The sequence below is a fragment of the Kitasatospora sp. NPDC058115 genome (assembly GCF_042884635.1).
In the GTDB taxonomy this organism is placed as follows: Bacteria; Actinomycetota; Actinomycetes; order Streptomycetales; family Streptomycetaceae; genus Kitasatospora.
In genome coordinates, this window is sequence record NZ_JBHVTL010000029.1 from 24,453 (window position 1) to 49,778 (window position 25,326).

22 protein-coding genes are annotated in these 25,326 nt (G+C 74.0%); 16 read left to right on the forward strand and 6 right to left on the reverse strand.

Going from position 1 to position 25,326, the window contains the following annotated elements; translation table 11 throughout:
* Positions 1 to 14: 14 nt before the first annotated feature.
* From ACFVVL_RS27910 to ACFVVL_RS27925, 4 genes are all read left to right on the forward strand, one after another.
* Positions 15 to 1,019, forward strand: coding sequence for a proline racemase family protein (locus tag ACFVVL_RS27910; protein WP_387679986.1), 1,005 nt, complete (start codon positions 15 to 17; stop codon positions 1,017 to 1,019).
* A 91-nt stretch (positions 1,020 to 1,110) separates the two neighbouring features.
* Positions 1,111 to 2,475, forward strand: a complete 1,365-nt coding sequence (locus tag ACFVVL_RS27915) for an aldehyde dehydrogenase family protein (RefSeq protein ID WP_380294316.1) — start codon at positions 1,111 to 1,113, stop codon at positions 2,473 to 2,475.
* Positions 2,475 to 3,536, forward strand: a complete 1,062-nt coding sequence (locus tag ACFVVL_RS27920; RefSeq protein WP_380294315.1) for a proline racemase family protein — start codon at positions 2,475 to 2,477, stop codon at positions 3,534 to 3,536. The genes ACFVVL_RS27915 and ACFVVL_RS27920 overlap by 1 nt, the downstream gene beginning before the upstream one ends.
* Positions 3,537 to 3,616: 80 nt before the next feature.
* Complete coding sequence (locus ACFVVL_RS27925; RefSeq protein WP_387680104.1) at positions 3,617 to 4,531, forward strand: ornithine cyclodeaminase family protein; 915 nt, start codon at positions 3,617 to 3,619, stop codon at positions 4,529 to 4,531.
* A gap of 210 nt (positions 4,532 to 4,741) precedes the next feature.
* Here ACFVVL_RS27925 and ACFVVL_RS27930 read toward each other — a convergent pair whose 3' ends face one another.
* The gene (locus tag ACFVVL_RS27930; RefSeq protein ID WP_380294314.1) at positions 4,742 to 5,320 is read right to left on the reverse strand and encodes a TetR/AcrR family transcriptional regulator; all 579 of its coding nucleotides are present in this window, start codon (positions 5,318 to 5,320) and stop codon (positions 4,742 to 4,744) included.
* A 107-nt stretch (positions 5,321 to 5,427) separates the two neighbouring features.
* Here ACFVVL_RS27930 and ACFVVL_RS27935 point away from each other — a divergent pair, with 107 nt between their 5' ends.
* From ACFVVL_RS27935 to ACFVVL_RS27945, 3 genes are all read left to right on the forward strand, one after another.
* On the forward strand, positions 5,428 to 6,312 hold the full coding sequence (locus tag ACFVVL_RS27935; RefSeq protein ID WP_387679990.1) for an NAD(P)-dependent oxidoreductase: 885 nt from the start codon (positions 5,428 to 5,430) through the stop codon (positions 6,310 to 6,312).
* A 172-nt stretch (positions 6,313 to 6,484) separates the two neighbouring features.
* Positions 6,485 to 7,198, forward strand: coding sequence for a GntR family transcriptional regulator (locus ACFVVL_RS27940; RefSeq protein ID WP_380294312.1), 714 nt, complete (start codon positions 6,485 to 6,487; stop codon positions 7,196 to 7,198).
* Positions 7,199 to 7,298: 100 nt separating this feature from the next.
* The gene (locus tag ACFVVL_RS27945) at positions 7,299 to 7,895 is read left to right on the forward strand and encodes a Uma2 family endonuclease (RefSeq protein ID WP_387679993.1); all 597 of its coding nucleotides are present in this window, start codon (positions 7,299 to 7,301) and stop codon (positions 7,893 to 7,895) included.
* Position 7,896: 1 nt separating this feature from the next.
* Here ACFVVL_RS27945 and ACFVVL_RS27950 read toward each other — a convergent pair whose 3' ends face one another.
* Together ACFVVL_RS27950 and ACFVVL_RS27955 are read right to left on the reverse strand one after the other, a co-directional pair.
* The gene (locus ACFVVL_RS27950; RefSeq protein ID WP_387679995.1) at positions 7,897 to 8,577 is read right to left on the reverse strand and encodes an ABC transporter ATP-binding protein; all 681 of its coding nucleotides are present in this window, start codon (positions 8,575 to 8,577) and stop codon (positions 7,897 to 7,899) included.
* On the reverse strand, positions 8,574 to 9,650 hold the full coding sequence (locus tag ACFVVL_RS27955; RefSeq protein WP_387680107.1) for an ABC transporter permease: 1,077 nt from the start codon (positions 9,648 to 9,650) through the stop codon (positions 8,574 to 8,576). Before ACFVVL_RS27955 ends, ACFVVL_RS27950 begins: the two co-directional genes overlap by 4 nt.
* Before the next feature lie 162 nt (positions 9,651 to 9,812).
* Between ACFVVL_RS27955 and ACFVVL_RS27960 the strand changes: the two genes are divergently transcribed.
* From ACFVVL_RS27960 to ACFVVL_RS27970, 3 genes are all read left to right on the forward strand, one after another.
* Positions 9,813 to 11,033: a sensor histidine kinase gene (locus tag ACFVVL_RS27960; RefSeq protein WP_380294309.1), complete on the forward strand. Its 1,221-nt coding sequence runs from the start codon at positions 9,813 to 9,815 to the stop codon at positions 11,031 to 11,033.
* Positions 11,030 to 11,680 (forward strand): response regulator, encoded by a 651-nt coding sequence (locus ACFVVL_RS27965; protein ID WP_387679999.1) that lies wholly within the window; start codon positions 11,030 to 11,032, stop codon positions 11,678 to 11,680. Before ACFVVL_RS27960 ends, ACFVVL_RS27965 begins: the two co-directional genes overlap by 4 nt.
* A 216-nt stretch (positions 11,681 to 11,896) precedes the next feature.
* Entirely contained in the window at positions 11,897 to 12,928 is a 1,032-nt protein-coding gene (locus ACFVVL_RS27970) for a nitronate monooxygenase (RefSeq protein ID WP_387680001.1), read from the forward strand.
* A 28-nt stretch (positions 12,929 to 12,956) separates the two neighbouring features.
* On the opposite strand, the gene ACFVVL_RS27975 is transcribed toward ACFVVL_RS27970, so the two are convergent.
* Positions 12,957 to 14,360 carry an aminopeptidase P family protein gene (locus ACFVVL_RS27975; RefSeq protein WP_387680110.1) on the reverse strand — a complete coding sequence of 468 codons (1,404 nt, stop codon included), beginning with the start codon at positions 14,358 to 14,360 and terminating at the stop codon, positions 12,957 to 12,959.
* 304 nt (positions 14,361 to 14,664) lie between these two features.
* On the opposite strand from ACFVVL_RS27975, the gene ACFVVL_RS27980 reads away from it, so the two are divergent.
* The 5 genes from ACFVVL_RS27980 to ACFVVL_RS28000 are packed head-to-tail and all read left to right on the forward strand — an operon-like array spanning position 14,665 to position 20,356.
* Complete coding sequence (locus tag ACFVVL_RS27980) at positions 14,665 to 16,422, forward strand: ABC transporter substrate-binding protein (RefSeq protein ID WP_387680004.1); 1,758 nt, start codon at positions 14,665 to 14,667, stop codon at positions 16,420 to 16,422.
* Positions 16,423 to 16,435: 13 nt separating this feature from the next.
* Positions 16,436 to 17,398 carry an ABC transporter permease gene (locus tag ACFVVL_RS27985; RefSeq protein ID WP_387680007.1) on the forward strand — a complete coding sequence of 321 codons (963 nt, stop codon included), beginning with the start codon at positions 16,436 to 16,438 and terminating at the stop codon, positions 17,396 to 17,398.
* Positions 17,395 to 18,381 (forward strand): ABC transporter permease, encoded by a 987-nt coding sequence (locus ACFVVL_RS27990; protein WP_380294302.1) that lies wholly within the window; start codon positions 17,395 to 17,397, stop codon positions 18,379 to 18,381. Before ACFVVL_RS27985 ends, ACFVVL_RS27990 begins: the two co-directional genes overlap by 4 nt.
* On the forward strand, positions 18,381 to 19,382 hold the full coding sequence (locus ACFVVL_RS27995) for an ABC transporter ATP-binding protein (RefSeq protein WP_380294301.1): 1,002 nt from the start codon (positions 18,381 to 18,383) through the stop codon (positions 19,380 to 19,382). The genes ACFVVL_RS27990 and ACFVVL_RS27995 overlap by 1 nt, the downstream gene beginning before the upstream one ends.
* Positions 19,379 to 20,356 carry an ABC transporter ATP-binding protein gene (locus tag ACFVVL_RS28000; protein ID WP_380294300.1) on the forward strand — a complete coding sequence of 326 codons (978 nt, stop codon included), beginning with the start codon at positions 19,379 to 19,381 and terminating at the stop codon, positions 20,354 to 20,356. The genes ACFVVL_RS27995 and ACFVVL_RS28000 overlap by 4 nt, the downstream gene beginning before the upstream one ends.
* 285 nt (positions 20,357 to 20,641) lie before the next feature.
* On the opposite strand, the gene soxR is transcribed toward ACFVVL_RS28000, so the two are convergent.
* Positions 20,642 to 21,163 (reverse strand): redox-sensitive transcriptional activator SoxR, encoded by a 522-nt coding sequence (soxR, locus tag ACFVVL_RS28005; protein WP_387680012.1) that lies wholly within the window; start codon positions 21,161 to 21,163, stop codon positions 20,642 to 20,644.
* A 47-nt stretch (positions 21,164 to 21,210) separates the two neighbouring features.
* Between soxR and ACFVVL_RS28010 the strand changes: the two genes are divergently transcribed.
* A complete protein-coding gene (locus tag ACFVVL_RS28010) occupies positions 21,211 to 22,671 on the forward strand; it encodes an MFS transporter (RefSeq protein ID WP_387680015.1) in 1,461 nt (486 codons plus the stop codon).
* Between the two features lie 170 nt (positions 22,672 to 22,841).
* On the opposite strand, the gene ACFVVL_RS28015 is transcribed toward ACFVVL_RS28010, so the two are convergent.
* The gene (locus ACFVVL_RS28015; protein ID WP_387680017.1) at positions 22,842 to 25,217 is read right to left on the reverse strand and encodes an immune inhibitor A domain-containing protein; all 2,376 of its coding nucleotides are present in this window, start codon (positions 25,215 to 25,217) and stop codon (positions 22,842 to 22,844) included.
* Positions 25,218 to 25,326 lie beyond the last annotated feature (109 nt).

Below are 25,326 nucleotides of genomic sequence, written 5' to 3' on the forward strand. Positions count from 1 at the left end.
CGGAGCGTCAGCAGATGCGCAGCCGTCACGTCTTCCACGCCGTCGACTCGCACACCGAGGGCATGCCCACCCGGGTCGTCACCGGCGGCTTCGGCGTCATCCCCGGCGCCACCATGGCCGAGCGCCGGGTGCACTTCCAGCAGCACCTGGACGACTTCCGGACGCTGCTGATGTACGAGCCCCGCGGCCACGCCGCGATGAGCGGCGCCATCCTGCAGCCGCCAACCCGGCCGGACGCCGACTGGGGCGTGCTCTACATCGAGGTCTCCGGTCTGCTGCCGATGTGCGGCCACGGCACCATCGGCGTGGCCACCGTGCTGGTGGAGACCGGCATGGTGCCGGTCGTCGAGCCGGTCACCACCGTCCGGCTGGACACCCCGGCCGGTCTGGTGGTCGCGGACGTCGCGGTGGAGAACGGCGCGGCCAAGGCGGTCACCATCCGCAACGTGCCGTCCTACTCCGAGGCGCTGGAGCGCAAGATCGAGGTCCCCGGCCACGGCACGGTGACCTACGACCTCGCCTACGGCGGCAACTTCTACGCGATCCTGCCGCTCGCCGAGTTCGGCCTGCCGTTCGAGCGGGAGCGCAAGCAGGACATCCTGGACGCCGGCCTGGCCCTGATGGAGGCCATCAACGCCGGCCCGGACCGCCCGGTGCACCCGCAGGACCCGTCCATCCAAAGCTGCCACCACGTCCAGCTGCTCGCCCCCGGCTCCACCGCCGAGCACTCCCGGCACGCGATGGCCATCCACCCCGGCTGGTTCGACCGCTCGCCCTGCGGCACCGGCACCTCGGCCCGGATGGCCCAGCTGCACGCGCGCGGCGAGCTGCCGCTCGACCGGGACTTCCGCAACGACTCCTTCATCGGGACCACCTTCATCGGCCGCCTGGTCGAGGAGACCGAGGTGGCCGGGCGCCCCGCGGTGGTGCCGACCGTCACCGGACGGGCCTGGGTCACCGGCACCGCCCAGTACTTCCTCGACCCCGCCGACCCGTTCCCGGCCGGCTTCCTGCTCTGACCCCGCCGCGCCCGTCCCCCTGCTCCCGCCTCCTGCTCCCGCCCCCCGTTCCCGTCCCGACCCCGTCGAATCCCCCGAAGGGCTCACCGAAGTGACGATCCGTTCGTACAACCCCGCCGACCCCGCGGACCTCGTCGCCGAGGCGCCCCGCCCCGGCACCGAAGCCGTCGAGGCCGCCGTCGCCCGCGCCCGGGCCGCGCAGCCCGGCTGGCTCGCCGCCGGCGCCGGCGCCCGCTCCGCCGCGCTCACCCGGATCGCCGAGGCGATCGAGGCGCACGCCGAGGAGCTGGCCGAGCTGGTCGTGCGCGAGGTCGGCAAGCCGATCGCCGAGGCGCGCGGCGAGGTCGCCCGCACCGTCGCGATCTGGCGCTACTACGCCCAGGCGCCGTTCGCGGCCACCGGCGAGGTGCACGAGACCGCCGGCGGCCCCGGCCTGCTGCTCACCCGCCGCCGCCCGTACGGGGTCGCCGGGCTGATCACGCCGTGGAACTTCCCGCTGGCGATCCCCTGCTGGAAGACCGCCCCGGCGCTGGCCGTCGGCAACAGCGTCGTCCTCAAGCCCTCCTCGGAGGCGATCGGCTGCGCGCTGCGGCTGGCCGAGCTGATCGCCGGGGCCGGGCTGCCCGAGGGCGTCCTCACCGTGCTGCCCGGCGGCGGCGCCGAGGGCGGCACCCTGGTCGCCGCGGCCGACGTGGTCTCCTTCACCGGCTCCACCGGGGTCGGCCGGCAGGTCGTGCGCACCGCCACCGAGCGCGGCATCCCCGTGCAGGCCGAACTCGGCGGGCTGAACGCCGCGCTCGTCCTGCCGGACGCCGACTTCGACCAGGCCGCCGCCCACGTCGCCGCGGCGATCGCCGGCTACGCGGGGCAGAAGTGCACCGCCACCAGCCGGGTCATCGCGGTCGGCGCGGCCTACGAGCCGCTGCGCGCCGCGCTGGTCAAGGCGCTCGGCGAGGTCGACGACACCGCCTGCGGCCCGGTCATCAGCGCGGCCTCCCGGGACGAGATCACCGCGGCCGTCGCCTCCGCCCGGGAAGCCGGCGCCGAGGTGCTGGCCGGCGGCGGCGTGCCCGAGCGGGACGGCTGGTTCCTGGACCCGACCCTGGTCACCGGGGTGCCGGACGACCACCCGCTGCGCCGCGAGGAGTTCTTCGGCCCGATCGCCGTGCTGCACGCCGCGGCCGACCTCGACGAGGCGATCGCGCTCGCCAACGACACCCCGTACACGCTGGCGGCCTCGGTGCACACCCGGAACCTGGACGCGGCGCTGGCCGTCGCCGACCGGCTGGACGCGGGCATGATCCGGGTCAACGCGCCGTCCAGCGGCGTCGACTTCCACCTGCCGTTCGGCGGCGCCAAGGGCGCCAGCCACGGTGCCCGTGAGCAGGGTCAGGCGGCGCTGGACTTCTACACCCAGGGCCGCACCGTCACCCTGCTGCCGGCCGGGGGTGCCTGATGACGGCGCAACCCGCCGCCGCTGCCGAGGCCCTGCACATCGACACCGTCGACTACCACACCGCCGGGGAGCCGTTCCGGATCGTCGTCGCCGGAGCACCGGTGATCCCCGGTGACAGCGTCGCCGAGCGCCGCGCCATCGCGATCGGCTCCGGCGGCACCGCGACCGCGCCCCGGCCGAGCGCGCTGGACGACGTCCGGCAGCTGCTCACCCGCGAGCCGCGCGGCCACGCCGGGATGTACGGCGGCTTCCTGGTGCCCGCGGACGACGACGAGGCCGACCTCGGCGTGCTGTTCTGGCACAAGGACGGCTACTCGACGGCCTGCGGCCACGGCACCATCGCGCTCGGCGCCTGGGCGGTCGACTCCGGACTGGTCGCGGCGCCCGACTACGGCGTCGCCCGGGTGCGGATCGACGTGCCGTCCGGCCGGGTCACCGCGCTGGTCCACCGGGCCGCCGGGCGGACCACCGGGGTGACGTTCCGCAACGTGCCCTCCTGGGTGAGCGAGCTGAAGCTGCCGGTGGAGACCTCCCGGGGCACCGTCGAGGTGGCCGTCGCGCACTCCGGCGCCTGCTACGCCTCGGTGCCGGCCGCCGCGCTCGGCCTCTCGGTGAGCCTCGGGCAGCTGCCCGAACTCACCGCGATCGGCCGGGAGATCCGGGCCGCCCTGGCCGGTTCCCCGGCGGTGCGCCACCCGGTGGACCCGCGCCTCTCGGGCGTCTACGGGGTCATCCTGCACGAGGAACTCCCCGCGGAGGACGGCGGGGTGAACCAGCGCAACGTCACCGTCTTCGCGGACGGCCAGATCGACCGCTCGCCCTGCGGCTCCGGCACCTCGGCCCGGCTGGCGGTCCTGGCCGCCGAGGGCCGGCTCGCGCCCGGCCAGGAGCTGCGCCACGAGTCGATCGTCGGGACCGTCTTCGGCGGGCGGGTGCTGGCCGGTGGGGACCCGTGGGGCGACGGTGTGGTCACCGAGGTGACCGGCACCGCGCACCGCACCGGCGAGCACCGCTTCGTGCTCGACCCGCAGGACACCCTGGGCACGGGGTTCCTGCTGTGAGCGGGGGAACGGGGACGGCGCCGGCCGCCGTGTCACCCCCGGACGCGCCCGGCGCGGCGGCTGAGCCGCTCCAGCCCGCCGTGCCGGGCCCGGCGGAGGTCCTCGCCGCGGCCCCCGTCGGGCTGACGCCCGCCGAGGCGGCCGGGGCGATCGAACAGGTGCTGCGCGACGGGCTGGACCCGGAGGCCGCGCCGGCCCGCTCGGCCGTGCCGGTGCCCGCCGGGGAACTGCTGATGATGCCGGCCGCCTCCGCCCGGTACACCGGGGTGAAGATCGCCGGGGTCGCCCCCGCCAACCCGGCCGTCGGGCTGCCCCGGATCACCGGCAGCTACCTGCTGCTCGACGGTCCGACCCTGCAGCCGCTCGCCCTGCTCGACGGCATCGCGCTCACCTCGCTGCGCACCCCCGCGGTCACCGCCGTCGCGCTGGACCGGCTGGCGGTGCCGCGGGCCGGGCACCTGGTGCTGTTCGGCTCCGGCCCGCAGGCCTACGGCCACCTGGACGCGCTGCTCGCCGTCCGCCCGCTGACCCGGGTGACCGTGGTCGCCCGCAGCGAGCAGCCCGCCGAGGCGCTGGCCCGGTACGCCCGGGCGCGCGGGGTGGCGGCCGTCGTCGGCACCCCGGCCGACGTGGCCGACGCCGACCTGGTGGTCTGCTGCACCACCGCGCGCACCCCGCTGTTCGACGGCGCGCTCGTCCCGGACCACGCGGCGGTGGCGGCGGTCGGCTCGCACGAGGTGGACGCGCGGGAGGTGGACGAGGTGCTGGTCGCCCGGTCCGCGCTCTACGTGGAGGCCCGCTCGGTGGCGCTGCGGGAGGCCGGCGACCTGCTGATGGCGGGCATCACCGGCGCCGACACCCTGTGGAACCTGGCCGAGCTGGTGAACGGCACGGCTCCGGTGCCGGCCCACCGGCCGCGCTTCTTCAAGAGTGTCGGAATGGCCTGGGAGGACCTCGCGGTCGCGGCGGAGGCGTACCGCCGCGAGGCGGGCTGAGTCTCCGGCCGGCACGGGGCCCGCTGTGGGGCCCGACGCACGGTGGGACGGCGCCTCGGCGCTGCGCCGGCCCACCGCCCCCGGACCCATTGCCCTGGACGGGGGGGTGGTCGTCGACGTGACCGGCCGGACGAGCGGCCGACGTGGTGGGACGGGATCCCCCGCCACGTCGGCCGCTTCTTCGCGTTTCCGGGCCGCCGCGGTCGCGCTCTACCGGTAGGTGTCGATCAGGCGGGCCAGATGACGGCCGGTGAGGTGGAGCGGTTCCTCGCTGCGGTCGACCTGGGCGGCGAGTTCGGCGCCCTCCAGGGTGTTGATGACCGTGGCGGCGAGCTCGCGGGCGTCGGTGAGGGCGATGCCCGCGCCGTGCAGCTTCTCCTCGACGATCGCGCGCCAGTGCGCGAAGGCCTCGGTGACGGCCTGTTCGATGACCGGGGCCCGGCCGACCGTCTCCAGGGCGGTGGTGGTGATCGGGCAGCCGTCCTGCCAGTCGGAGGCGCGCAGCGCCTCGGCGAGCAGGCGGGTGCAGGCGACGACCGCCTCGGCCGGGTCGGCGGTGCTGTCCAGCCCCTCGCGCAGCAGGTCGGCGAACTCCTGGTCGCCGTGGCGGATCGCCGCGGCGGCCAGTTCCTGCTTCCCGCCCGGGAAGAAGTGGTAGACGGAGCCGAGGGTCGCCTGCGCCTCGCGGGAGATCTGCTTGATGCCGGTGCCCTCGAACCCCTGGCGCTGGAGCAGCCGGGAGGTGGCCCGGACGATCCGCTCGCGGGTGCCGGTGGTGGTCGTGTTCACGGGGGGAGTCTAACCGGTGGATTGAATAGAGCGTTCGTTCCAGTGCTGTGCTAGCGTCAGCTCCTGGATAGAGCGTTCGTTCTAGTCATCTTCCGGAGGGGATCCCCATGTCCGTCACGCCGCAGCGGCACAGCAGGCCGTCCGTCACCCTGATCGGCCTCGGCCCGATGGGCCGGGCCATGGCCGGCGCCTACCTGGACGCCGGGTACGCCGTCACGCTCTGGAACCGGACCGCCGGGCGGGCGGCCGACCTGGTCGAGCGCGGCGCCGTGCTCGCGCCGAGCGCGGCCGAGGCGTTCGCCGCCAACGAGCTGGTCGTGCTCAGCCTCACCGACTACGACGCGGTGTTCGCCGTGCTCGCCGCCGCCGAGGCGGAGCTGGCCGGCCGGACCGTCGTCAACCTCAGCTCCGACACCCCCGAGCGGGCCCGGGAGGCCGCCCGGTGGCTGGCCGAGCGCGGCGCCGGCCACCTCACCGGCGGCGTGCAGGTGCCGCCGTCCGGCATCGGCCGGCCCGAGTCGTCCACCTTCTACAGCGGTCCGGCCGAGCTGTTCGGGCGCCACCGCCCCGCCCTGGAGGTGCTGACCGGCGCCGACCACCGGGGTGACGACCCGGGCCTCGCCCAGCTGTACTACCAGATCCAGATGGACCTCTTCTGGACCTCGCTGGCCGGCTACCTGCACGCCACCGCCGTCGCCGAGGCCAACGGCATCCCGGCGGACGCGTTCCTGCCGTACGCCACCTCGACCGCCGCCTCGATGCCGGGCTTCCTCGCCTTCTACGCGCCCCGGATCGCCGCCGGCAACCACGAGGGCGACGTCGACCGCCTCACCATGGCCCTCGCCAGCATCGAGCACGTCCGGCACACGGTGGAGGCCTCCGGGGTGGACGGCTCGCTGCCGCGGCTGATCGCCGACACCTTCCGGCGGGGCGTCGAGGCCGGGCACGGGGCGTCCAGCACGACCAGCCTGATCGGGCTGCTCCGGGAGTGAGGGGGCGTATCAAATAGTGGGCCGCCGACCGTTGTCACCGGGCGGCGGCCCTGCGACGATGGGTCGGGTCGTGCGTCGTGGGCGCCGGCGGGCCGTCCGAATCACGGGATGTTGCACACTCAACGTAACGTGACATTGTACGCTGGTGTTCTGCACTCACCGGAGGAACACCATGGCCGACCTCAAACCCCGCACCCTGATCTCCGTCCAGGAGCGGCTGCGCGACCAGGTCGCCCACGCCCTGCGGGCCGCCCTCATCTCCGGCGAGCTGCGCCCCGGCGTCGTCTACTCCGCGCCCGCCCTCGCCGCCGACTTCGGCGTCTCCGCGACCCCGGTCCGCGAGGCCATGCTCGACCTCGCCCGTGAGGGACTGGTCGAGGCCGTCCGCAACAAGGGCTTCCGGGTCACCGAGCTCACCGAGCGCGACCTCGACGACTTCACCGAGATCCGCGCCCTCATCGAGGTCCCCACCGTCGGCCGGGTCGCCCGCACCGCCAACGCCGACCAGCTGGAGGCGCTGCGCCCGCAGGCCGAGGCGATCGTCGCCGCGGCCGGCAAGCAGGACCTCATCGGCTACCTGGAGGCGGACCGCCAGTTCCACCTCGACCTGCTCGGCCTGGCCGGCAACGCCCGCCTGGTCGAGGTCGTCGGCGACCTGCGCAAGCGCTCGCGCCTCTACGGCCTGAACCGTCTCGCCGAGCGCGGTGAGCTGGTGTCCTCGGCGGAGGAGCACCTGGAGCTGCTCGACCTGATGATCGCCGGCGACGCCCCGGCGGCCGAGTCCTGCATGACCCGCCACCTCAGCCACGTCCGCTCGCTGTGGGCCGAGGACCAGCGGGAGGCGGAGGAGGAGTCCCGCACCGGCCTGCGGCTGCGGGCCCGGTAGGGGCGAAACCACCCGTTCGGGCGAAAATCCGCAGTTCGGGTGGTGAAGGGGCCTGCGGCCCTACGATGATGCTCTCGACATCGGCAGCAAGGAGAACTCCATGTCCGCCGCCGCAGTGGAAGAACCCATTGAGCAGCCGACGCTGCTCGAAGCCGCTGAGCTGATCTCAAGCCAGTTCGCCGGGCACCGGGTCGAGATCATCGGGAGCCAGATCGTCGTGACGCCTCCGCCGAATGCTTCCCATGGCCGATCGCTGAGCCGGCTCATGCGCGTGTTGTTCGCGGCGGGTCTGGACGGCGAGGACTGCGAGGTGATGCAGGGGGTCGGGGTCTGGCTGCCGGAGGGCCCCTCGGACTACGCCGTACCGGATCTTGCCATCGTCGATGCCGACATCGACGACCACCTGATCGAGTACAGCTGCTACGACCCCGCTGTCTTCCGTCTCGTAGTGGAAGTGACCTCCTCCAACATGAGTGACGACCTGAAGCGGAAGCCGACGGTCTACGCCATCGCCGGGATCCCGGTCTACGTGATCGTGGACCGGGCCAATTCTCGGGTCATGGTGCTCACCGATCCGCAGGACGGTGAGTACCGGGTGCACGCCGTCCACCACCCGGGCCAGACGTTCGCGCTGCCGGAGTCCATCGGAGTGTCGGTGACCCTCTCCGTGGACGACGTGCTGGCCGCCAAGAAGTAGGTCACACCGTAGCCGGCACGGTCAGGCGGCCGTCGTGGACCTCGGCGACCTGGTCGACCGCCGTCAGGTGGGTACGGTCGTGGGTGACCAGGACGGTGGCGGTGGCGCGCTGGTGGGTGAGGGTGGTGAGCAGGTCCAGGACGGCGGCGCCGCGTTCGTGGTCGAGGGCGCTGGTGGGCTCGTCGACCAGCAGGACGGTGGGGTCGTTCATCAGGGCCCGGGCGATGTTCACCCGCTGGCGCTGACCGCCGGAGAGCTGGTGCGGCCGGCTGGCCGCCCGGTCCCGCAGGCCGACGGCGTCCAGCAGCTCCAGGGCCCGGGGGAGGGCGGTGCGCGGGGCGCGGCCGTCCAGGTGGGCCATCACCTGGAGCTGCTCGACGGCGGTGAGCGAGGGCAGCAGGTTGGGCTGCTGGAAGACGATGCCGATCCGGTCGCGGCGCAGCGCCGCCAGCGCGGTGCGGCCCAGGCCGGTGGTCTCCGTGCCGTCCACCGTCACCCGGCCGGAGTCCGGGGCGATCAGCGTGGCGGCGACCGCCAGCAGGCTGGACTTCCCCGAGCCGGACGGGCCCACCACGGCGGTGACGGTGCCCTTCGGGACGGTCAGCGAGACGTCGTCGAGGGCGGTCAGCCGGCCGTCGCCGTCCGGGTAGGTGAGGGTGACGTGGTCGAGTACGAGGGTCATCGGGCACTCCCCAGGGCGGTCAGCGGGTCGACGGAGGTGATGCGGCGCACCGACAGGGCCGCGCCGACCGCGCCGAGCGCGATCATGACGACGGCGGGCACCAGCACGGTCGGGGCGTCCAGGACGAACGGGACGGCGGAGCCGATCAGCGCGCCGAGGCCGGCGGCGAGGGCCGTGCCGAGCGCCGTGCCGAGCAGCAGCAGGACGACGGCCTGGCCCAGCGCGTCGCGCAGCAGGTAGCGGGTGGAGGCGCCGAGCGCCTTGAGGACGGCGATGTCACCGCTGCGCTGGATCGTCCAGACCGTGAAGAACGCCCCGATCACCAGCGCCGAGATGGCGAACAGGAAGCCCCGCATCAGCTGCAGCGAGCCGTTCTCGGAGGTGTAGGAGCCGATCGCGGCGAGCGCGTCGTCCCGGCTGCGGGTCTCGGTGCCGAGGGCGGCGTCGGCGGCACCCAGGTCGGCGCCCTTCGCGGTGGTGAGCGCGATCACGGTGGCGTGCCCGGCGCCGCCGGGAGCGGCCCGCTGCCAGTCGGCGAGGGTCGTCCAGACGACCGGGGTGTGGCTGTAGGAGGCGTCCCCGGAGACGGCCGCGACCGTCAGCGGGTGGCCGGCGACGGTGAACGCGTCGCCCGGGCGCAGCCCGCCGAGGTCCTCGGCGGCGGTCTCCGAGAGCACCGCCCGGCCCGGGACGAGGGCGGCGCCCTGCGGGGCGAGCGAGGAGCCGTCCGGCACGCCGAAGACGGAGAGCGCGGCGGTGCGCGCTCCGGCCGCCGCCTTGGTGGTGGCGATGCCGAGCGGCTGGGCGTCGGTGACACCCGGGGTCCCGGCCCAGCCCTGCCACTGTTCGGGGGTGACCTGGGAGTCGGTGAACGACAGCTTCTGGCCGTCGGCGGGCCGGCCGAAGGCCAGGTGGTCGGCGGGCAGGCCGGTGATCGCCGAGATGTTCTGCCGGCCCAGCCCGGCCGTCAGGCCGGACAGCAGGCCGACCAACACCGTGATCAGCACGATGACGGTCCCCATCAGGGCGAACCGCCCCTTGGCGAACCTCAGGTCCCTCCAGGCGACGAACACCGCAAGCCCTTCCACTCGATCCACTGCGACACTGACGAGACTGGTCGAAGAAGGGCCCCTCGGGCATCGCACCGGGGATTGCATCCTCGGCATCGAAGGGCAGAAGCGCAGTTCAACCTTTTGATTGATGCCCGGTGGCCGCACGCACCCTAGGCTGGACGGATGGCGACCGATCGACCCCGTACCACCCCCGTCGCCCGCGTCCTCCAGGTCTGCCTGCACCTGCTCGTGGCGGGCCTGCTGGCGCTCGCCGTCGTCCGGGCCCTGGCCGGGCGCGGCGGCGACCCGGCGGCCGTCACGGCCGCCGCCACCGCGATGGCCGCCGTCTACACGGCCGGGCCGCTGATCGCCGCGGTCGGCCGCTCCCGCCGGGCCGCCGGGCTCTGGCTCGCCCTGCTCGGCGTCACCTGGGCGGGCGTGCTGCTCACCACCCAGGACGGTGTCTGGCTGGCCTTCCCGCTGTACTTCCTGGAGCTGCACCTGCTCGGCCGGCGCGCCGGGCCGGTGGCGGTGGGGCTCACCGCGGTCGCCTCGATCGTGGCGTACTCCGCGCACCAGCACACCGTCAGCGTCGCGGCGGCGATCGGGCCGCTGCTCGGCGCCGCTGTCGCCACCGCGACCGTCCTCGGCTACCAGGCGCTCTACCGGGAGAGCGAGGAGCGGCGCCGGCTCATCGACGAGCTCACCGCCGCCCGCGCCGACCTCGACGCCGCCCACCACGCGGCGGGCGTCCTCGCCGAGCGCGAGCGGCTCGCCCGGGAGATCCACGACACCCTCGCGCAGAGCCTCACCAGCATCCAGCTGCTGCTGCGGGCCGCGCAGCGCGCCCTGCCGGAGCGCACCGACGCCGCCGCCGAGTACGTCGAGCAGGCCCGGCAGGCCGCGCAGGACAACCTCGACGAGGCCCGGCGCTTCGTGCGCGCGCTCACCCCGCCCGCCCTGGAGAGCGACACCCTGCCGGTCGCGCTGGAGCGGCTGTGCGCGACGACGTCGGTGCGCAGCGGCCTGCCGGTGCGGCTGCACGTCTCCGGCGAACGGGTCCGGCTGCCGGTGCCGCACGAGGTGGCGCTGTTGCGGATCGCGCAGTCGGCGCTCGGGAACACGGTGCGGCACGCGGGGGCGACGCACGCGGAGGTGACGCTCAGCTTCATGGCGGGGGAGGTAGCGCTGGACGTGGTGGACGACGGGGCGGGGTTCGATCCGTCGGCCGTCGGCGGGCCGGAGGCCGCCGAGGGCGGGGACGGCGGGTTCGGGCTGCCGTCGATGCGGGCCCGGGCGCGGGCGCTCGGCGGGACGTTCGCGGTGGAGTCCGCGCCGGGGGAGGGCACGGCGCTCGCCGTGCTGCTGCCGGTGCCCGATGCTTCGAGGGAGGAGTCCTCGTGACCGAGGCCGTGATCCGCCTGCTGCTGGCCGACGACCATCCGGTGGTCCGGGCCGGGCTGCGGGCCGTGCTGGAGAGCGAGCCGGACTTCGCGATCGTCGCGGAGGCGGCGACCGCCGAGCGCGCCGTCGAACTGGCGGCGGAGGTCGACGTCGACGTGGTGCTGATGGACCTGCAGTTCGGGCCCGGCTCGGCGATGAACGGCGCGCAGGCCACCGCCGCGATCACCGCGCGCGGTCCGGGGGCGCCGCGGGTCCTGGTGGTGACCACGTACGACACCGACGCCGACACCCTGCCGGCCCTGGAGGCCGGGGCCACCGGGTACCTGCTGAAGGACGCGCCGCCGGAGGAGCTGGCCCGGGCGGTGCGGTCGGCGGCGGCGGGGCGGACGGCGCTGGCGCCGACGGTGGCGGACCGGCTGCTGGAGCGGATGCGGACGCCTGCGGCGGCGTTGAGCGTGCGGGAGACGGAGGTGCTGGGGCTGGTCGCGGACGGGCTCACCAACCAGGCGATCAGCCGGCGGCTGCAGCTGAGTCAGGCGACGGTGAAGTCGCACCTGGTGCACATCTACACGAAGTTGGGTGTGGAGTCGCGGACGGCGGCGGTGCGGGAGGCGCGTGGGCGGGGGTTGATCCGGCGCGGGGGGTGAGGGGTGCCCTGCGGGCGGCTTGTGGGGGTGGGGGTCGGGGTGTGGAGTTGCGGACGGCGGCGGTGCGGGAGGCGCGTGGGCGGGGGTTGATCCGACGCGGGGGTGACGTCGAACGCGTGGGATCCGGCGCAGGGGTGAGGCCGGAGGGGCGGGGCGTAGGGTGGGGCGGGCAGCCCGAGAACCCCGGTGCGCCGTGTGAGTGGAGGAGATCCCCGGATGGCCGTGCGACTCGACGAACTCCCCGTGCCCGTGATCGCCGCGCCGATGGCCGGCGGGCCGTCGACGCCCGCACTGGCGGCCGCCGTCAGCGGGGCGGGCGGGCTCGGGTTCCTCGCCGCCGGGTACCGGAGCGCCGAGGACACGTTCGACCAGGTCCGCCGCGTCCGCGAGCTGACGGACCGTCCGTTCGGCCTGAACCTCTTCGTGCCCGCCGGCCCCGGTGACCGGGCGGCGGTGGCCGCCTACCGGGAGCGGCTGCGGCCGGAGGCCGAGAAGCACGGGGTGACGCTGCCGGAGGAGATCGGGCCGGACCGGGACGACTGGGACGCCAAGATCGCCGGGCTGCTCGCGGACCCCGTCCCGGTGGTCTCGTACACCTTCGGGCTGCCCTCCGCCGAGGAGGCGCGGGCGCTGCGGGCGGCGGGCACGTTCCAGGTCGGCACGGTGACCACGCCGCAGGAGGCCCGCCGCGCCGAGGCGGTCGGGATGGACGCGCTGTGCGTGCAGGGGCCGGAGGCCGGCGGGCACCGGGGCACCCACGCGGCGGCGGACCGTCCCGGTGAGCTGCCGCTGCCCGAACTGCTGGCCGCCGTCCGGGCGGTGACGGGGTTGCCGCTGATCGCGGCCGGCGGGCTGTCCGACGGTCCGGCGGTGGCGGCCGCGCTGCGGGCCGGGGCGGTGGCGGTGCAGCTGGGGACGGCGCTGCTGCGCGCGGACGAGGCCGGGACCTCGGCGGCGCACCGCGCGGCCCTGACGGAGTTCGACGCGACGACGGTGACCCGGGTGTTCACCGGCCGCCCGGCGCGGGCGCTGCGCAATGACTTCATCGACCGGTTCGAGCCGTACGCGCCCACCGCCTACCCGGACGTGCACCACCTGACCCAGCCGCTGCGCGCGGCGGCGGCCCGGCGCGGCGACGCGCAGGCGATGCACCTGTGGGCGGGAACGGGCCACCGGGCGGCGCGCGGCGGCCCGGCGGCCGAGCTGGTGACGCGGCTGTGGGAGGGCGCCCGGGCCGCCGGGCGGTGAGGCCCGGCGGCCCGGGGAGCCCGCGGGCTCAGCCCAGCAGTCCGGCCATCCAGGCCTCGATGTCCGGCACCGTGCGGGGCAGCGCGCCGGACATCAGGCGTGCCCCGTCGGCGGTGATGACGAGGTCGTCCTCGATCCGGATGCCGAGGCCGCGCAGTTCGGCGGGCAGCGTCTCGTCGTCGGGCTGGAGGTAGAGGCCGGGCTCGACGGTGAGCACGTGGCCCTCCTCCAGGACGCCGTCCAGGTACGTCTCGGCGCGGGCCCGGGCGCAGTCGTGGACGTCGAGGCCGAGCATGTGGCCGGTGCCGCAGAGGGTGTAGCGGCGGTAGAGGCCGCTGTCCTCGGCGAGCGCCTCCTCGGCGCTGACGGGCAGCACGCCCCAGTCGGCGAGGCCCTCGGCGATGACCCGGGCGGCCGCGCTGTGGAAGTCACGGAAGCGGGCGCCGGGGCGCAGCGCGTCGATGCCGGCCTGCTGGGCGGCGAGCACGAGTTCGTAGGCCTGCCGCTGGACGGGGCTGAAGGTGCCGTTGAGCGGCAGGGTGCGGGTGATGTCGGCGGTGTAGAGGGTGTCGGTCTCCACGCCGGCGTCGAGCAGCAGCAGGGCGTTCGGGTCGAGGGCGCCGTCGTTGCGGATCCAGTGCAGGACGCAGGCGTGGGCGCCGGAGGCGGCGATGGTCTCGTAGCCGATGCCGTTGCCCTCGGCGCGGGCCCGCAGGTTGAACACGCCCTCGATCCAGCGCTCGCCGCGGTGGTGGCGCAGGGCGGCGGGCAGGGCGCGCACGACGTCCTCGAAGCCGAGGACGGTGTGGTCGACGGAGAGCTGGAGCTGCTCGACCTCCCAGGTGTCCTTGACCAGTCGCAGTTCGGACAGCACGGCGGCGAACAGGCCGTCGCCCTGGGCGAGTTCGGGGGTGCCGGGGCGGCCGGTGGCGGCGTCCAGCGCGGGGTCGACGCCGGCGAGGACGCGGGTGGCGGGCTGCGGGCCGGTGAGCAGCTTCTCCAGCTCGTCGAGGTGCTCGACGCGCACGCCGGTGAGCCGGGCGGCCTCGTCGAGGTCGGGGCGGCGGCCGACCCAGAACTCGCCGTAGCGGCGGTCGCGGAAGAACTCGGCGCCGCGCACCGGGTCGCCTCCGCGCGGGGAGCGGGGGCGCAGGTAGAGCACGGGCTCGTGGCCGTCGGGGCCGGTGGGCTCCAGGACGAGGACGTGGCCGACCTGGTCCTCGCCGGTGAGGCCGGTGAGCCAGGCGTAGGCGCTGTGCGGGCGGAAGCGGTAGTCGACGTCGTTGCTGCGGACCTTGAGCTGTCCGGCCGGGACGATCAGCCGCTCGCCGGAGAAGGCGGCGGAGAGCCGGGTGCGGCGGCCGGGGGTCACGGCGTAGCCGGGGACGCGGTCCTCGGCCGGGAGCGGCGTGGCCGCCCAGGAGGTGCCCATGAAGGCGTTGAGGGCGGCGGAGACGGGGAGGTCGTGGCTTCCGGTGTTGAGGCCGGTCTGACGGAGGGTCACCGGGTGGCTCCTAAGCGGGTGGTGCGGATCGGGGTGGGACGGGGGCCGGCACGGACACAGCTCGGTAACGGGCGGCGTCACCTCTTGTGCAGTGCAATTTCACATTACTATGTTACGGGTCACACCGCGGAGCGGCTAGACCCCCTGAGGTCGCCCTCCGAGGCTGGTCCCGGATCCACCCCCGGGGCGGACGACGGGCCTTCACGGCGGCCCCCCACTGCGGAGTCAAGATATGAACAGGCGTACTCAGACCGCCCTCGCGGCGGCCATCGCGGCGGCACTCACCCTCGGCCTCGGGGCCTGCGGCAACAAGGACAAGGGCGACGACGGCTCCGGCGACGCCGCGGCGACCTCCACCAGCGGCCCGGGCGCCGAGAACGGGACGATCGCGGGCGGTACGCCGGTCAAGGGCGGCACCCTGACCGTGCTGACCAACCAGGACTTCGCCCACCTCGACCCGGCGCGCAACTGGACCCTGCCGCAGATGGACTTCGGGACCCGGCTGATCTACCGCACCCTGGTCACCTTCAAGGCCGAGCCGGGCGCCGCCGGCAGCGAGATCGTCCCCGACCTCGCCACCGACGTCGGCCGCCCGTCCGACGGCGGCAAGACCTGGACCTTCACCCTGAAGGACGGTCTGAAGTACGAGGACGGCACCCCGATCAAGTCCTCCGACATCAAGTACAACGTCGAGCGCTCGTTCTCCCCGGACCTCACCGGCGGCCCCGACTACGCCGTGCAGTACCTGGCCGGCGGCGAGAACTACAAGGGCCCGCTGACCGGCGAGCACCTGCCGAGCATCGAGACGCCGGACGACAAGACCATCGTCTTCCGCCTCAAGCGCCCGGTCGCCGAGTTCTCCTACACGGCCACCCTGCCGACCTTCGCCCCGGTCCCGCCGGCCCAGGAGAAGGGCACCCAGTACGACACCCGGCCGTTCTCCTCCGGCCCGTACAAGATCGAGTCCTACGACCGCGGCAAGCAGCTGGTGCTGGTCCGCAACAGCAACTGGGACGCCGGCACCGACACGGTCCGCAAGGCCTACCCGGACAAGATCGTGGTGACCCAGGGCCTCAAGGGCGGCCAGGTCGACGACCGGATCATCGCCAGCGAGGGCGCCGACGCCTCCTCGATCGAGATGCCGTGGATGCGCCCGGAGTCGGTGCCGAAGGTGCTGCCCAAGGCGGAGGTCAAGGCCCGCATGGTGGCCGAGCGCACCGGCTGCACCGACAACCTGTACATGAACACCTCCAAGGCGCCCTTCGACGACCCGAAGGTGCGCGAGGCGGTGATGTACGCCGTCGACCGCGAGGCCCAGGTCACCGCGTGGGGCGGTCCCGCGCTGGCCGAGGTCGCCACCTCCTACCTGCCGCCGTCGCTGACCGGCGGAGTGAAGGCCGACCCGCTGAAGATCCCGGCGACCGGCGACCCGGAGAAGGCCAAGGAGCTGCTGAAGGCGGCCGGCAAGACCGACCTGAAGGTCTCGCTCACCGTCTCGCTCGGCGACAAGACCCGCGGTGAGGCCATCCAGCAGTCGCTGTCCCAGGCCGGGATCCAGGTCACCGTCAACACGGTCGACCCGTCGGCCTTCACCGACACCCTCGGCGACGCCAAGAACGCCCCCGAGCTGACCATCAACGGCTGGTGCCCGGACTACCCGTCCGGCGCGACCTTCCTGCCCTTCATCTTCGACGGCCGGACCATCAAGGAGAAGGGCAACCAGGGCAACTACAGCCAGTTCCGCGACCAGGCCACGATGGACGAGATGGACCGCATCGCGACCCTGACGGACGTCAACGAGGCCAACAAGGCCTGGCAGAAGCTGGACGAGGACCTCATGAAGAAGGCCCCGGCCGTGCCGCTGATGTGGCAGCGCCGCGCGCTGCTGATCGGCACCAACGTGGCCGGCGCGTTCGGCAACTCCGGCTACGCCGGCATGATCGACATGGCCGTGGTCGGCCTCAAGGACCCCTCGAAGAGCCAGGGCTGAGGGAACCTCCGCCATGACTAGCACTTCCACCGAGCCCGCCGCCGCGCCCGTCGCGGCGGCGGGCCCCGCGAAGGCCTCCGGGCGAGGGCCCTGGCGGCTGGTCTGGGACCAGCTCTGGGCCAAGGGCTCCGCCCGGTTCGGCCTGATCACCGTCGCCGTCCTCGTCCTGCTGGCCGTCCTGGCCGGCCCGCTGAGCGCCCTCGGCGGCTGGTCCCCCGAGGAGTTCGACAAGCGCGCCATCGACCCCTACCTGGGCGGCGTGCCCAGGGGCGACTTCGGCGGCATCGGCGCCCGGCACTGGCTCGGCGTCGAGCCGGTCACCGGCCGCGACCTGTTCGCCCGGGTCCTGCACGGCGGCCAGGTCTCGCTGATGATCGCCTTCATCGCCACCGCCGTGGTCGTGATCGTCGGCACCCTGGCCGGCATCGCCGCCGGCTACTTCGGCGGCCGGGTCGACGCCCTGCTCTCCCGGCTGATGGACCTCACCATGTCCTTCCCCTCGCTGATCTTCATGATCGCGATGATGTCGGTGGCCAAGGACGTCAACCGGATCCTGCTGATGACCGCGGTGATCGGGCTGTTCGGCTGGCCCGGCATCGCCCGCGTGGTCCGCGGCCAGACCCTGTCGCTCAAGCACCGCGAGTACGTCGAGGCCGCCAAGGTCGGCGGCGCGCGCTCCTGGCGCATCCTCACCCGGGAGATCCTGCCGAACGTCTCCGGCCCGATCATCGCGTACACCACGCTGCTGATCCCCGGCATGATCGCCACCGAGGCCGCGCTCTCCTACCTGGGCGTCGGCGTCCGGCCGCCCACGGCCTCGTGGGGCCAGATGATCGCCGAGTCGATCGTGCACTACGAGACCGACCCGACGTACTTCCTGATCCCGACGGTCTTCCTCTTCGTCGCCGTCCTGGCGTTCACCCTGCTCGGCGACGCGCTGCGGGACATCCTCGACCCCCGGGGAGGCCGGTCGTGATCCTCTACCTCGGCCGCCGGCTGATCGGCGTGGCCGGCATCATGCTGGCCATCTGCGCCATCACCTTCACCATCTTCTACCTGCTGCCCAACGACCCGGCCGCGGCCGCCTGCGGCAAGACCTGCAGCCCCGACCGGCTCGCCGAGGTCAAGGCGGCGATGGGCCTGGACAAGCCGATCTGGGAGCAGTTCGGCGCCTACCTGGCCGGCATCGTGGCCGGCCGCGACTACGGCAGCGGCCCCAGCGCCGTGCACTGCGGCTTCCCCTGCCTCGGCTACTCCTACGAGTACTCGCTGCCGGTCTGGGACCTGCTGGTCGACCGCCTGCCGGTCTCCGTCTCGCTCGCCATCGGCGCGGCCGTGCTCTGGCTGGTCCTCGGCCTCGGCGCCGGCGTCACCTCGGCGCTGCGCAAGGGCAGGCCGGCCGACAAGGTCCTCATGGTGCTCTCGGTCGGCACCGCCTCGCTGCCGGTCTACTTCACCTCGATCATGCTGATCTGGGGCGTCGTGCGCAGCGCCGGCCTGCTGCCCTACCCCTCGTACCACAAGTTCACCGACAACCCGTTCGAGTGGGGCTCCAACCTGCTGCTGCCCTGGATCGCGCTGGCCCTGCTGTACGCGGCCCAGTACGCCCGGCAGAGCCGCAACTCGATGATCGAGGCGATGGCGGAGCCGTACATCCGCACGGCCCGCGCCAAGGGCCTGCCGTCCCGCACGGTCACCGTCAAACACGGCCTGCGCTCCGGCATGACGCCGATCCTCACCATCTTCGGCATGGACCTCGGCGGCCTGCTGGCCGGCGCCGTCATCACCGAGTCGATCTTCGGCCTGCCCGGCATCGGACGGCTCTTCTACGACGGGCTGCTCCGCTCCGACCAGCCCGTCATCCTCGGCGTCACGTTGCTCGCGGCCTTCTTCATCGTGGTCGCGAACCTGCTGGTCGACGTGCTCTACGCATTCGTCGACCCGAGAGTGAGGTACTGATGACCGCCCTTCTGGAGGTCGACGACCTCAAGGTCTCCTTCACCACCCCGCGCGGCGTCGTCCGGGCCGTCGACGGCATCGACTTCACCGTCGAGGCCGGCCGGACCCTCGGCCTGGTCGGCGAGTCCGGCAGCGGAAAGTCCGTCACCTCGCTCGCCGTCATGGGCCTGCACCGCGGCGCCGCCGTCACCGGCTCGATCCGGCTGCACGGCCAGGAGCTCAACGGCCTGGGCGAGAAGGAACTCGGCACCGTCCGGGGCCGGCGGATCGCGATGATCTTCCAGGACCCGCTGTCCAGCCTGCACCCCTTCTACACCGTCGGGGAGCAGATCGCCGAGCACTACCGGGTGCACTTCAAGGCCTCCCGCAAGGCGGGGCGCCGGCGCGCGATCGAGATGCTCGCCGAGGTGGGCATCCCCGAGCCGGCCCGCCGGGTCGACGAGTACCCGCACCAGTTCTCCGGCGGCATGCGCCAGCGCGTGATGATCGCCATGGGGCTCGCCTGCGAGCCGGAGCTGCTGATCGCCGACGAGCCGACCACCGCGCTCGACGTCACCGTCCAGGCCCAGATCCTCGATCTGATCGCCCGGATCCAGCAGGAACGCGGCCTCGGCGTCGTGATGATCACCCACGACCTCGGCGTGGTCGCCCGGGTCGCCCACGAGGTGCTCGTCATGTACGGCGGCCGCGCCGCCGAACAGGCCCCCGTGGAACGGCTGTTCGCCGCCCCCGCGCACCCCTACACCCGCGGGCTGCTCGACTCGCTGCCCCGCCTGGACGACACCGACGACGCCCCGCTGCGGGCCATCCCCGGCAGCCCGCCGTCGCTGATCGCCCCCGCCCCCGGCTGCTCCTTCGCCCCGCGCTGCGCCCGCACCACCGCCGCCACCGCCGAGGACCACGCCCGCTGCCTGTCCGAGCGGCCCGGCTTCGGCCCGCTCGCCCCCGGCCACCAGGCCGCCTGCCACCTGCCGCTGGTGCCGGAAGGAGCCCTGGGATGACCGAGCCCCTGCTGTCCGTACGGGACCTGGTGAAGGCCTTCCCCGGCCGCCGCTCGCGCACCGGCAAGGCCGGCGCCCCGATCCGGGCGGTGGACGGGGTGAGCTTCGACGTCGGCGCCGGCGAGACGCTCGGCCTGGTCGGCGAGTCCGGCTGCGGCAAGTCCACCACCGGGCGCATGATCGTCCGGCTGCTGGACCCGACCTCCGGCACCGTCACCTTCGACGGCACCGAGATCGGCGGCCTGAGCCAGGCCGCGCTGCGCCCGCACCGCAGGCACCTGCAGATGGTGTTCCAGGACCCGTACTCCTCGCTGAACCCCCGCCAGACGGTGGCCCGGATCATCTCCGAGCCGCTGCTCGTCCAGGGGACCGGTGCGGCCGAGGCGCGCAAGCGGGCGGCCGAGCTGATGGAGCTGGTCGGCCTGATCCCCGAGCACCTGGACCGCTACCCGCACGAGTTCTCCGGCGGCCAGGCGCAGCGCATCGGCATCGCCCGCTCGCTGGCCACCTCGCCGCGGCTGGTGGTCGCCGACGAGCCGGTCTCCGCGCTGGACGTCTCCATCCAGGCCCAGGTGGTCAACCTCATGGAGCGGCTCCAGGACGAGCTGGGGCTGGCGTACATCTTCATCGCGCACGACCTCTCGGTGGTCAAGCGGGTCTGCGACCGGGTCGCGGTGATGTACCTCGGGCGGATCGTCGAGATCGGCGACAAGCACCAGGTGTACGGCAACCCCGCCCACCCCTACACCAAGGCGCTGCTCTCCGCGGTGCCGCTGCCGGACCCGGCGGCGGAGCGGGAGCGCGAGCGGATCGTGCTGCTCGGCGACCCGCCGAGCCCGGCCGACCCGCCGTCCGGGTGCAGCTTCCACCCGCGCTGCCCGAAGGCGCAGGAGATCTGCCGCACCGAGCGGCCGCTGCTGCGGATCGCCGGACCCGGCGGTCGCGAGGCGGCCTGCCACTTCCCGGAGAACTGACCGGGACCGGTTCTCGCGGCCGCGGGCGTCCGCCGATGGGCGCGCCCCCGGCCGCGGCTCGACCGCCGTACCGTCCGAACCACCCCCACGCGGACGGTACGGCACCACACCGCGCGCGCAGCACTCCTGCTCGCGCGCCGAGAACGCCCGGTCGGGCGCGGCGGGGAGCCTGATGAGGGCCGCGTCCGACCGGGTTCCGCCCGGCCGCATCCGGCGGTCGGCGGCGCCGGGCCTGCCGGACCGACCTGGGTCGTCGGTCCCGGCAGGCCCGCGCGCGTCCGGGGCTCAGCCGGGTGCGGGCCCCCCGGACGCGGGGCCGGGCCCCTCGGACGGCAGCCGGCGCGGGCCGGGGCCGTCGGCGCCGAGCGCATCGCCCGGGTTGAGCACCCGGCAGCGGCGCAGCGACAGGCAGCCGCAGCCGATGCAGCCGGTCAGTTCGCGCTCCAGCCGCTCGATCTCCCGGCGCCGGGCCGCGAGCAGCGCCGCCCAGCGGCGCGAGATCCGCTCCCAGTCGCGCTTGTCCGGCATCCGGTCGGCGGGCAGGCCCGCGAACACCTCGGCCACCTCGGACAGCGGGACGCCGAGCCGTTTGGCGACCAGGATCAGCGACAGCCGGCGCAGCACGTACCGGTGGTAGCGGCGCTGGTTGCCGGAGGTCCGCTCGGAGGCGATCAGCCCCTGCTCCTCGTAGAACCGCACCGCGGAGGTGGCCAGGCCGGTCCGTTCGGCGACCTGGCCGACGGTCAGCAGATCGGCCGGGCGGGGTCCGGAGCCCGGGCCCCCGGGAGCGGGTGCGGAGCTGCTCATCGGCATCCTTGACTTCAAGTCCTGTTGAACTACTAGCGTACCGAAGCGTGACCGACTCCTCGTCCGCCCGGACCACCACCACCCGCTCCGACCAGGGACATCACGCTCCGGAAGCGGGTCCGGCGACGTCCTCCGGCGGCTGGGGCGAACTGTTCTCCCGGCCGTTCGCCGCCCCGGCCTCGATCCTCGCCGGGGGCGTCGCGCTGTACGCGATGAACCTCTACTTCACCGCCGCCCTGCTGCCCTCGATCGTCGAGGACATCGGCGGGGCCCGCTACTACGCGTGGGTGGCGACCGGCTTCCTGATCGCCGCGGTGGTCTCCGCGATGCTGGTCAGCCGGCTGCTGGCCCGGCTCGGGCCCTCGCGCGCCTATCTGACCGGGTTCCTGGTGTTCGCCGGCGGCGCCGGGCTGACCGCGCTCAGCCCGTCGATGGAGGCGCTGATCGTCGGCCGGGTCGTCCAGGGTCTGGGCGGCGGGCTGATGGCCGGCCTCGGCTACGCGGTGATCCGCACCGCGCTGCCGGAACGGCTGTGGACCAGGGCGGCCGGGCTGGTGTCCGCGATGTGGGGCGTGGGCACGCTGGTGGGCCCCTCGCTGGGCGGGCTCCTCGCCGGGCTGGGCCTGTGGCGCGGGGCGTACGCGCTGCTGCTGGCGGCGGCCGTGGTGCTGGCCGTGCTCGCCCGGCGCTCATTGCCGGGCCCGTCCGGAACCGGGCGCCCGGCCGAGCCGCTGCCACTGACCCCGCTGCTGCTGCTGACCCTCGCGGCGGCCGTCTTCAGCGTCAGTTCGACGGTGCCGCGCGGCTGGGCGACGGTGCTCTGCGTCCTGCTGGGCCTGGCGCTGCTGGCCGGCTTCGTGCTGGCCGAGCGCGGCGGCGCGGCGACCGTCCTGCCGAAGCTCACCTACCGGCGCGGCAACCACCTGAAGTGGATCTACCTGACCGTCGCGGTGTACTGCGCCGGCGTGATGACCGAGACCTTCATCCCGCTGTTCGGCCAGGAGCTGGGCGGACTGAGCCCGCTGGCGGCCGGGTTCCTGGGCGCGACGGTGTCGGCGGGCTGGACGGGCGCGCAGCTGTTCAGCGTCGGCCTGGCCTCGGAGCGGGCCCGGGCGCTGGCGGTCCGGCTCGGCCCGGCGGTGCTCACGGCGGGCCTGCTGGCGTACGGCCTGCTGCAGACCGGGTCGGCGTCCGGGGCGCGGGTGCTGCTGTGGGCGCTGGTGCTGGTCGCGGGTGGCACGGGCATCGGCGTCGCCTTCCCGCACCTGAGCGTCACGGCGATGCGCAGCACCGACGACGAGGTGGAGGGCGCCAAGGCCGCGGCCGGGCTCAACACCACCCAGCTGATCGCCTTCTCGGTGAGCTCGGCGCTGGCCGGGACGCTGGTGAACGCGGGCGGGGACTCGACCCTGGACGGGGCCCGGTACCTCGTCCTCGGGTTCGGGGCGCTGACCGTGTTCGGCACCGTGACCGCGGCGATGAGCCTGCGGCGCCCGGGCGCGCGCTGAGCGGCGTGCGCCGAGGGGTGCGCGTGAGGGGTGCGCGTGAGGGGCGTGCGCCGAGGCGGACGCGCGGACGCCCCGGCCTCCGAGGGGAGGGCCGGGGCGTCCGTTCCTTCCGTGGTCCCTGTCTTCCACGGGGGGACCCGGTGCTCAGGACACCGGGGGTGCGGGGGGCGTCAGGACGCGCGGCCGACCCGGACGGTGGTGATCCGTCCGCCCTGGGCCTCGCGGACCACCTCGATCCGGGTGTTGGTGTCCGGCACGTTCACCGCGAGCTGCGGGGTGGCCGGGTCCCGGTAGACACCGGTGCGGTCGTTGAAGACCGGGACGGCCGGCTTGGACTCGATCCGCACCGGGACGCCCGCCCTGTGCAGGGTGAAGGCGGTGGTCGGCTTGAGCGAGAAGGTCGCGTCGTAGGTCTGCGCCCGGCCGTTGACCAGGGTGCCGTCGGCGAACCGGATCGGCGCCGGGCGGGCGTCGATCGGCAGGATCAGACCGCCGCCGGGGTGGTCCTTGGTGTTGTTGTCGCCGTAGGCGGTGTCCCAGAGCCAGATGAGCACGCCCTCCTGGTACGGGTAGGTGTCGACGATGTCCTTCTTGCCGTCGACGCCGGTGTAGCCGAAGTTGTACGGGCCGGTCTTCAGGAACGCTCCGTAGCCGGCGTAACGGCGGTTCTCCACCAGGTAGGCGCGCGGGTGCTGCTGGACGTGGGTGCGGCCGGTGATGACCGTGAAGCCGGTGGCGACCCAGCCGGCCGTGCCGTTCTCGGCGCCGTCGGCGAACAGCTCGGTGCCGCCGGCGGTGATCCGCACCGCGTCGACCAGCACGCCCTTGCCGTGGGTGTTGTTGTCCGAGGTGACGTGGAAGCGGAGCCTGACGTTCTTCCCGGCGTAGCCGTCCAGCGGGATGTGCAGCTGCCGGTAGGCGCCGGACGTGCCGCTCAGGCCGGGGACGTTGGCGCTGGTGCTGCCGATCGGGGCGCCGTCCACGGTGCCGGGCAGGGCGGTCCAGCGCTTGCCGCCGTCGGTGGAGGCCTCGACGGTCAGGAAGTCGTAGTCCTGCTCGACGTCGTACCAGACCGCCGCGTCGAGGGCGCCCGGGCCGCCGACCGCGGTGAGGTCGACGTCACGGGCCAGCGCGTTGTCCAGGTCGTCGCCGGTCCCGCTCCACCACTGCCGGGCGCCCTCGCGGGGGTCGGCGAGGTCGGTGCTGGTGGTGCTGTCCGGCAGGTGGACCAGGACGGCCTGCGCCTGGTCGGTGTTGTAGCCGCTGACGCCGAGGGCGTGGCTGGAGCGGGTGGCGGCCTGCGCCTCGTCGTAGTCGAGCCAGCCGAACTGCAGCTTGCTCCAGGCGTCGAGGTCGCCGGGGTAGCCGCCGGTGGTGTTCTTCCCCTTGCCCAGGTACGAGCCGGAGGACATCAGCGACCAGAAGTTGACGCTGTTGTCGCCGCCGTTGGTGCTGTAGAGGTCGGGCAGGCCGAGGTTGTGGCCGAACTCGTGGGCGAACAGGCCGACGCCGCTGTTCTCGCCGGCCTGGACGTAGTCGTAGACGTACAGGCCGGTGTCGCCGACCGGCGCGCCGCCGATCCGGTTGCCCTCCGGGCCGACCTGGCCGGTGGGGTCGGGGAAGGTCCAGCTGCGGTGCGCCCAGAGCGCGTCGGCGCCCTGCGTGCCGCCGCCCCAGGTCTCGTCGACGCCCGCGTGCACCACGACGACGTTGTCGAGGTAGCCGTCGGGCTGGGCGAACTCGCCGTCCTTGTCGTGGTCGTAGCGGTCGTAGACGTCGTACTGGGCCAGCTCGGCCTTCACGTCGGCGGCCGTGCGGCCCGCGGCGAGCTGGCTGTCGTACCAGGCCTTGACGGCGTCCCGGATGAACTCCTGGCCCTGGGTCCAGGCGCCGGAGCCCTGCGGGCCCTTGTTGGAGCCGTACCGGGCCTCGTTCCAGGGCAGGGTGACCCAGTCGCTGACGGTGCCCTCGATGTCGTAGCGGCCGGAGGACTGGGTGCGGTAGTAGTTGCGCATCGAGACCGCGCCGGGCGTGTCGTCGAAGAACATCTGCTGGTAGTACTGCCGGCTGAAGTCCTGGTTCCAGAGCGTGTGGTTGTCGCTCCTGCCGGGCTTCGGAATGGCGTTGTGCTGCGGCCCGGGGGTGCCGCCGTAGCGGGGCTGGCCGTTGTGGAGCGTGGTGGTGTCCACCTGGTCGCCGAACTGCGCGAGGATGACGAAGACCTTGTCCTTGCGCTGCTGGGCGAGCTGGACGTAGTCGTTGCCGATCCGCACCTTGGCGGGTGCCCGGCGGCCGGCGCTCTTCGCCACGGCGCCCTTGTTGACCTGTTCCAGGGCCTTGGTGCGCAGCGACTGGCGCTCGCGCTCCTGCGGGGCGAGCGGGGCGGGCGGGGCTTCGAGGCCGCCGGCCTCGGCGCCGGAGCCGCTCTCGGCGGTGAGGGCGGGCGCGGGGGAGGGGGTGGCGGCCTGGGCGGGGGAGCCGAGGAGGGTGGCCGCTATCGCGCTCGTGGTGAGCGCGGCCGCGAACGCCGCGGACAGTCTGCGCAACTGACCGGTCCTTTCCGGACGGGGGTGGTCGGGTGAGCGCAGGTAATATTTCACATGTCATGGGTCACATGGAAGACTTCGGACGTCCCGGCCCCGCAACGCCGGCCGT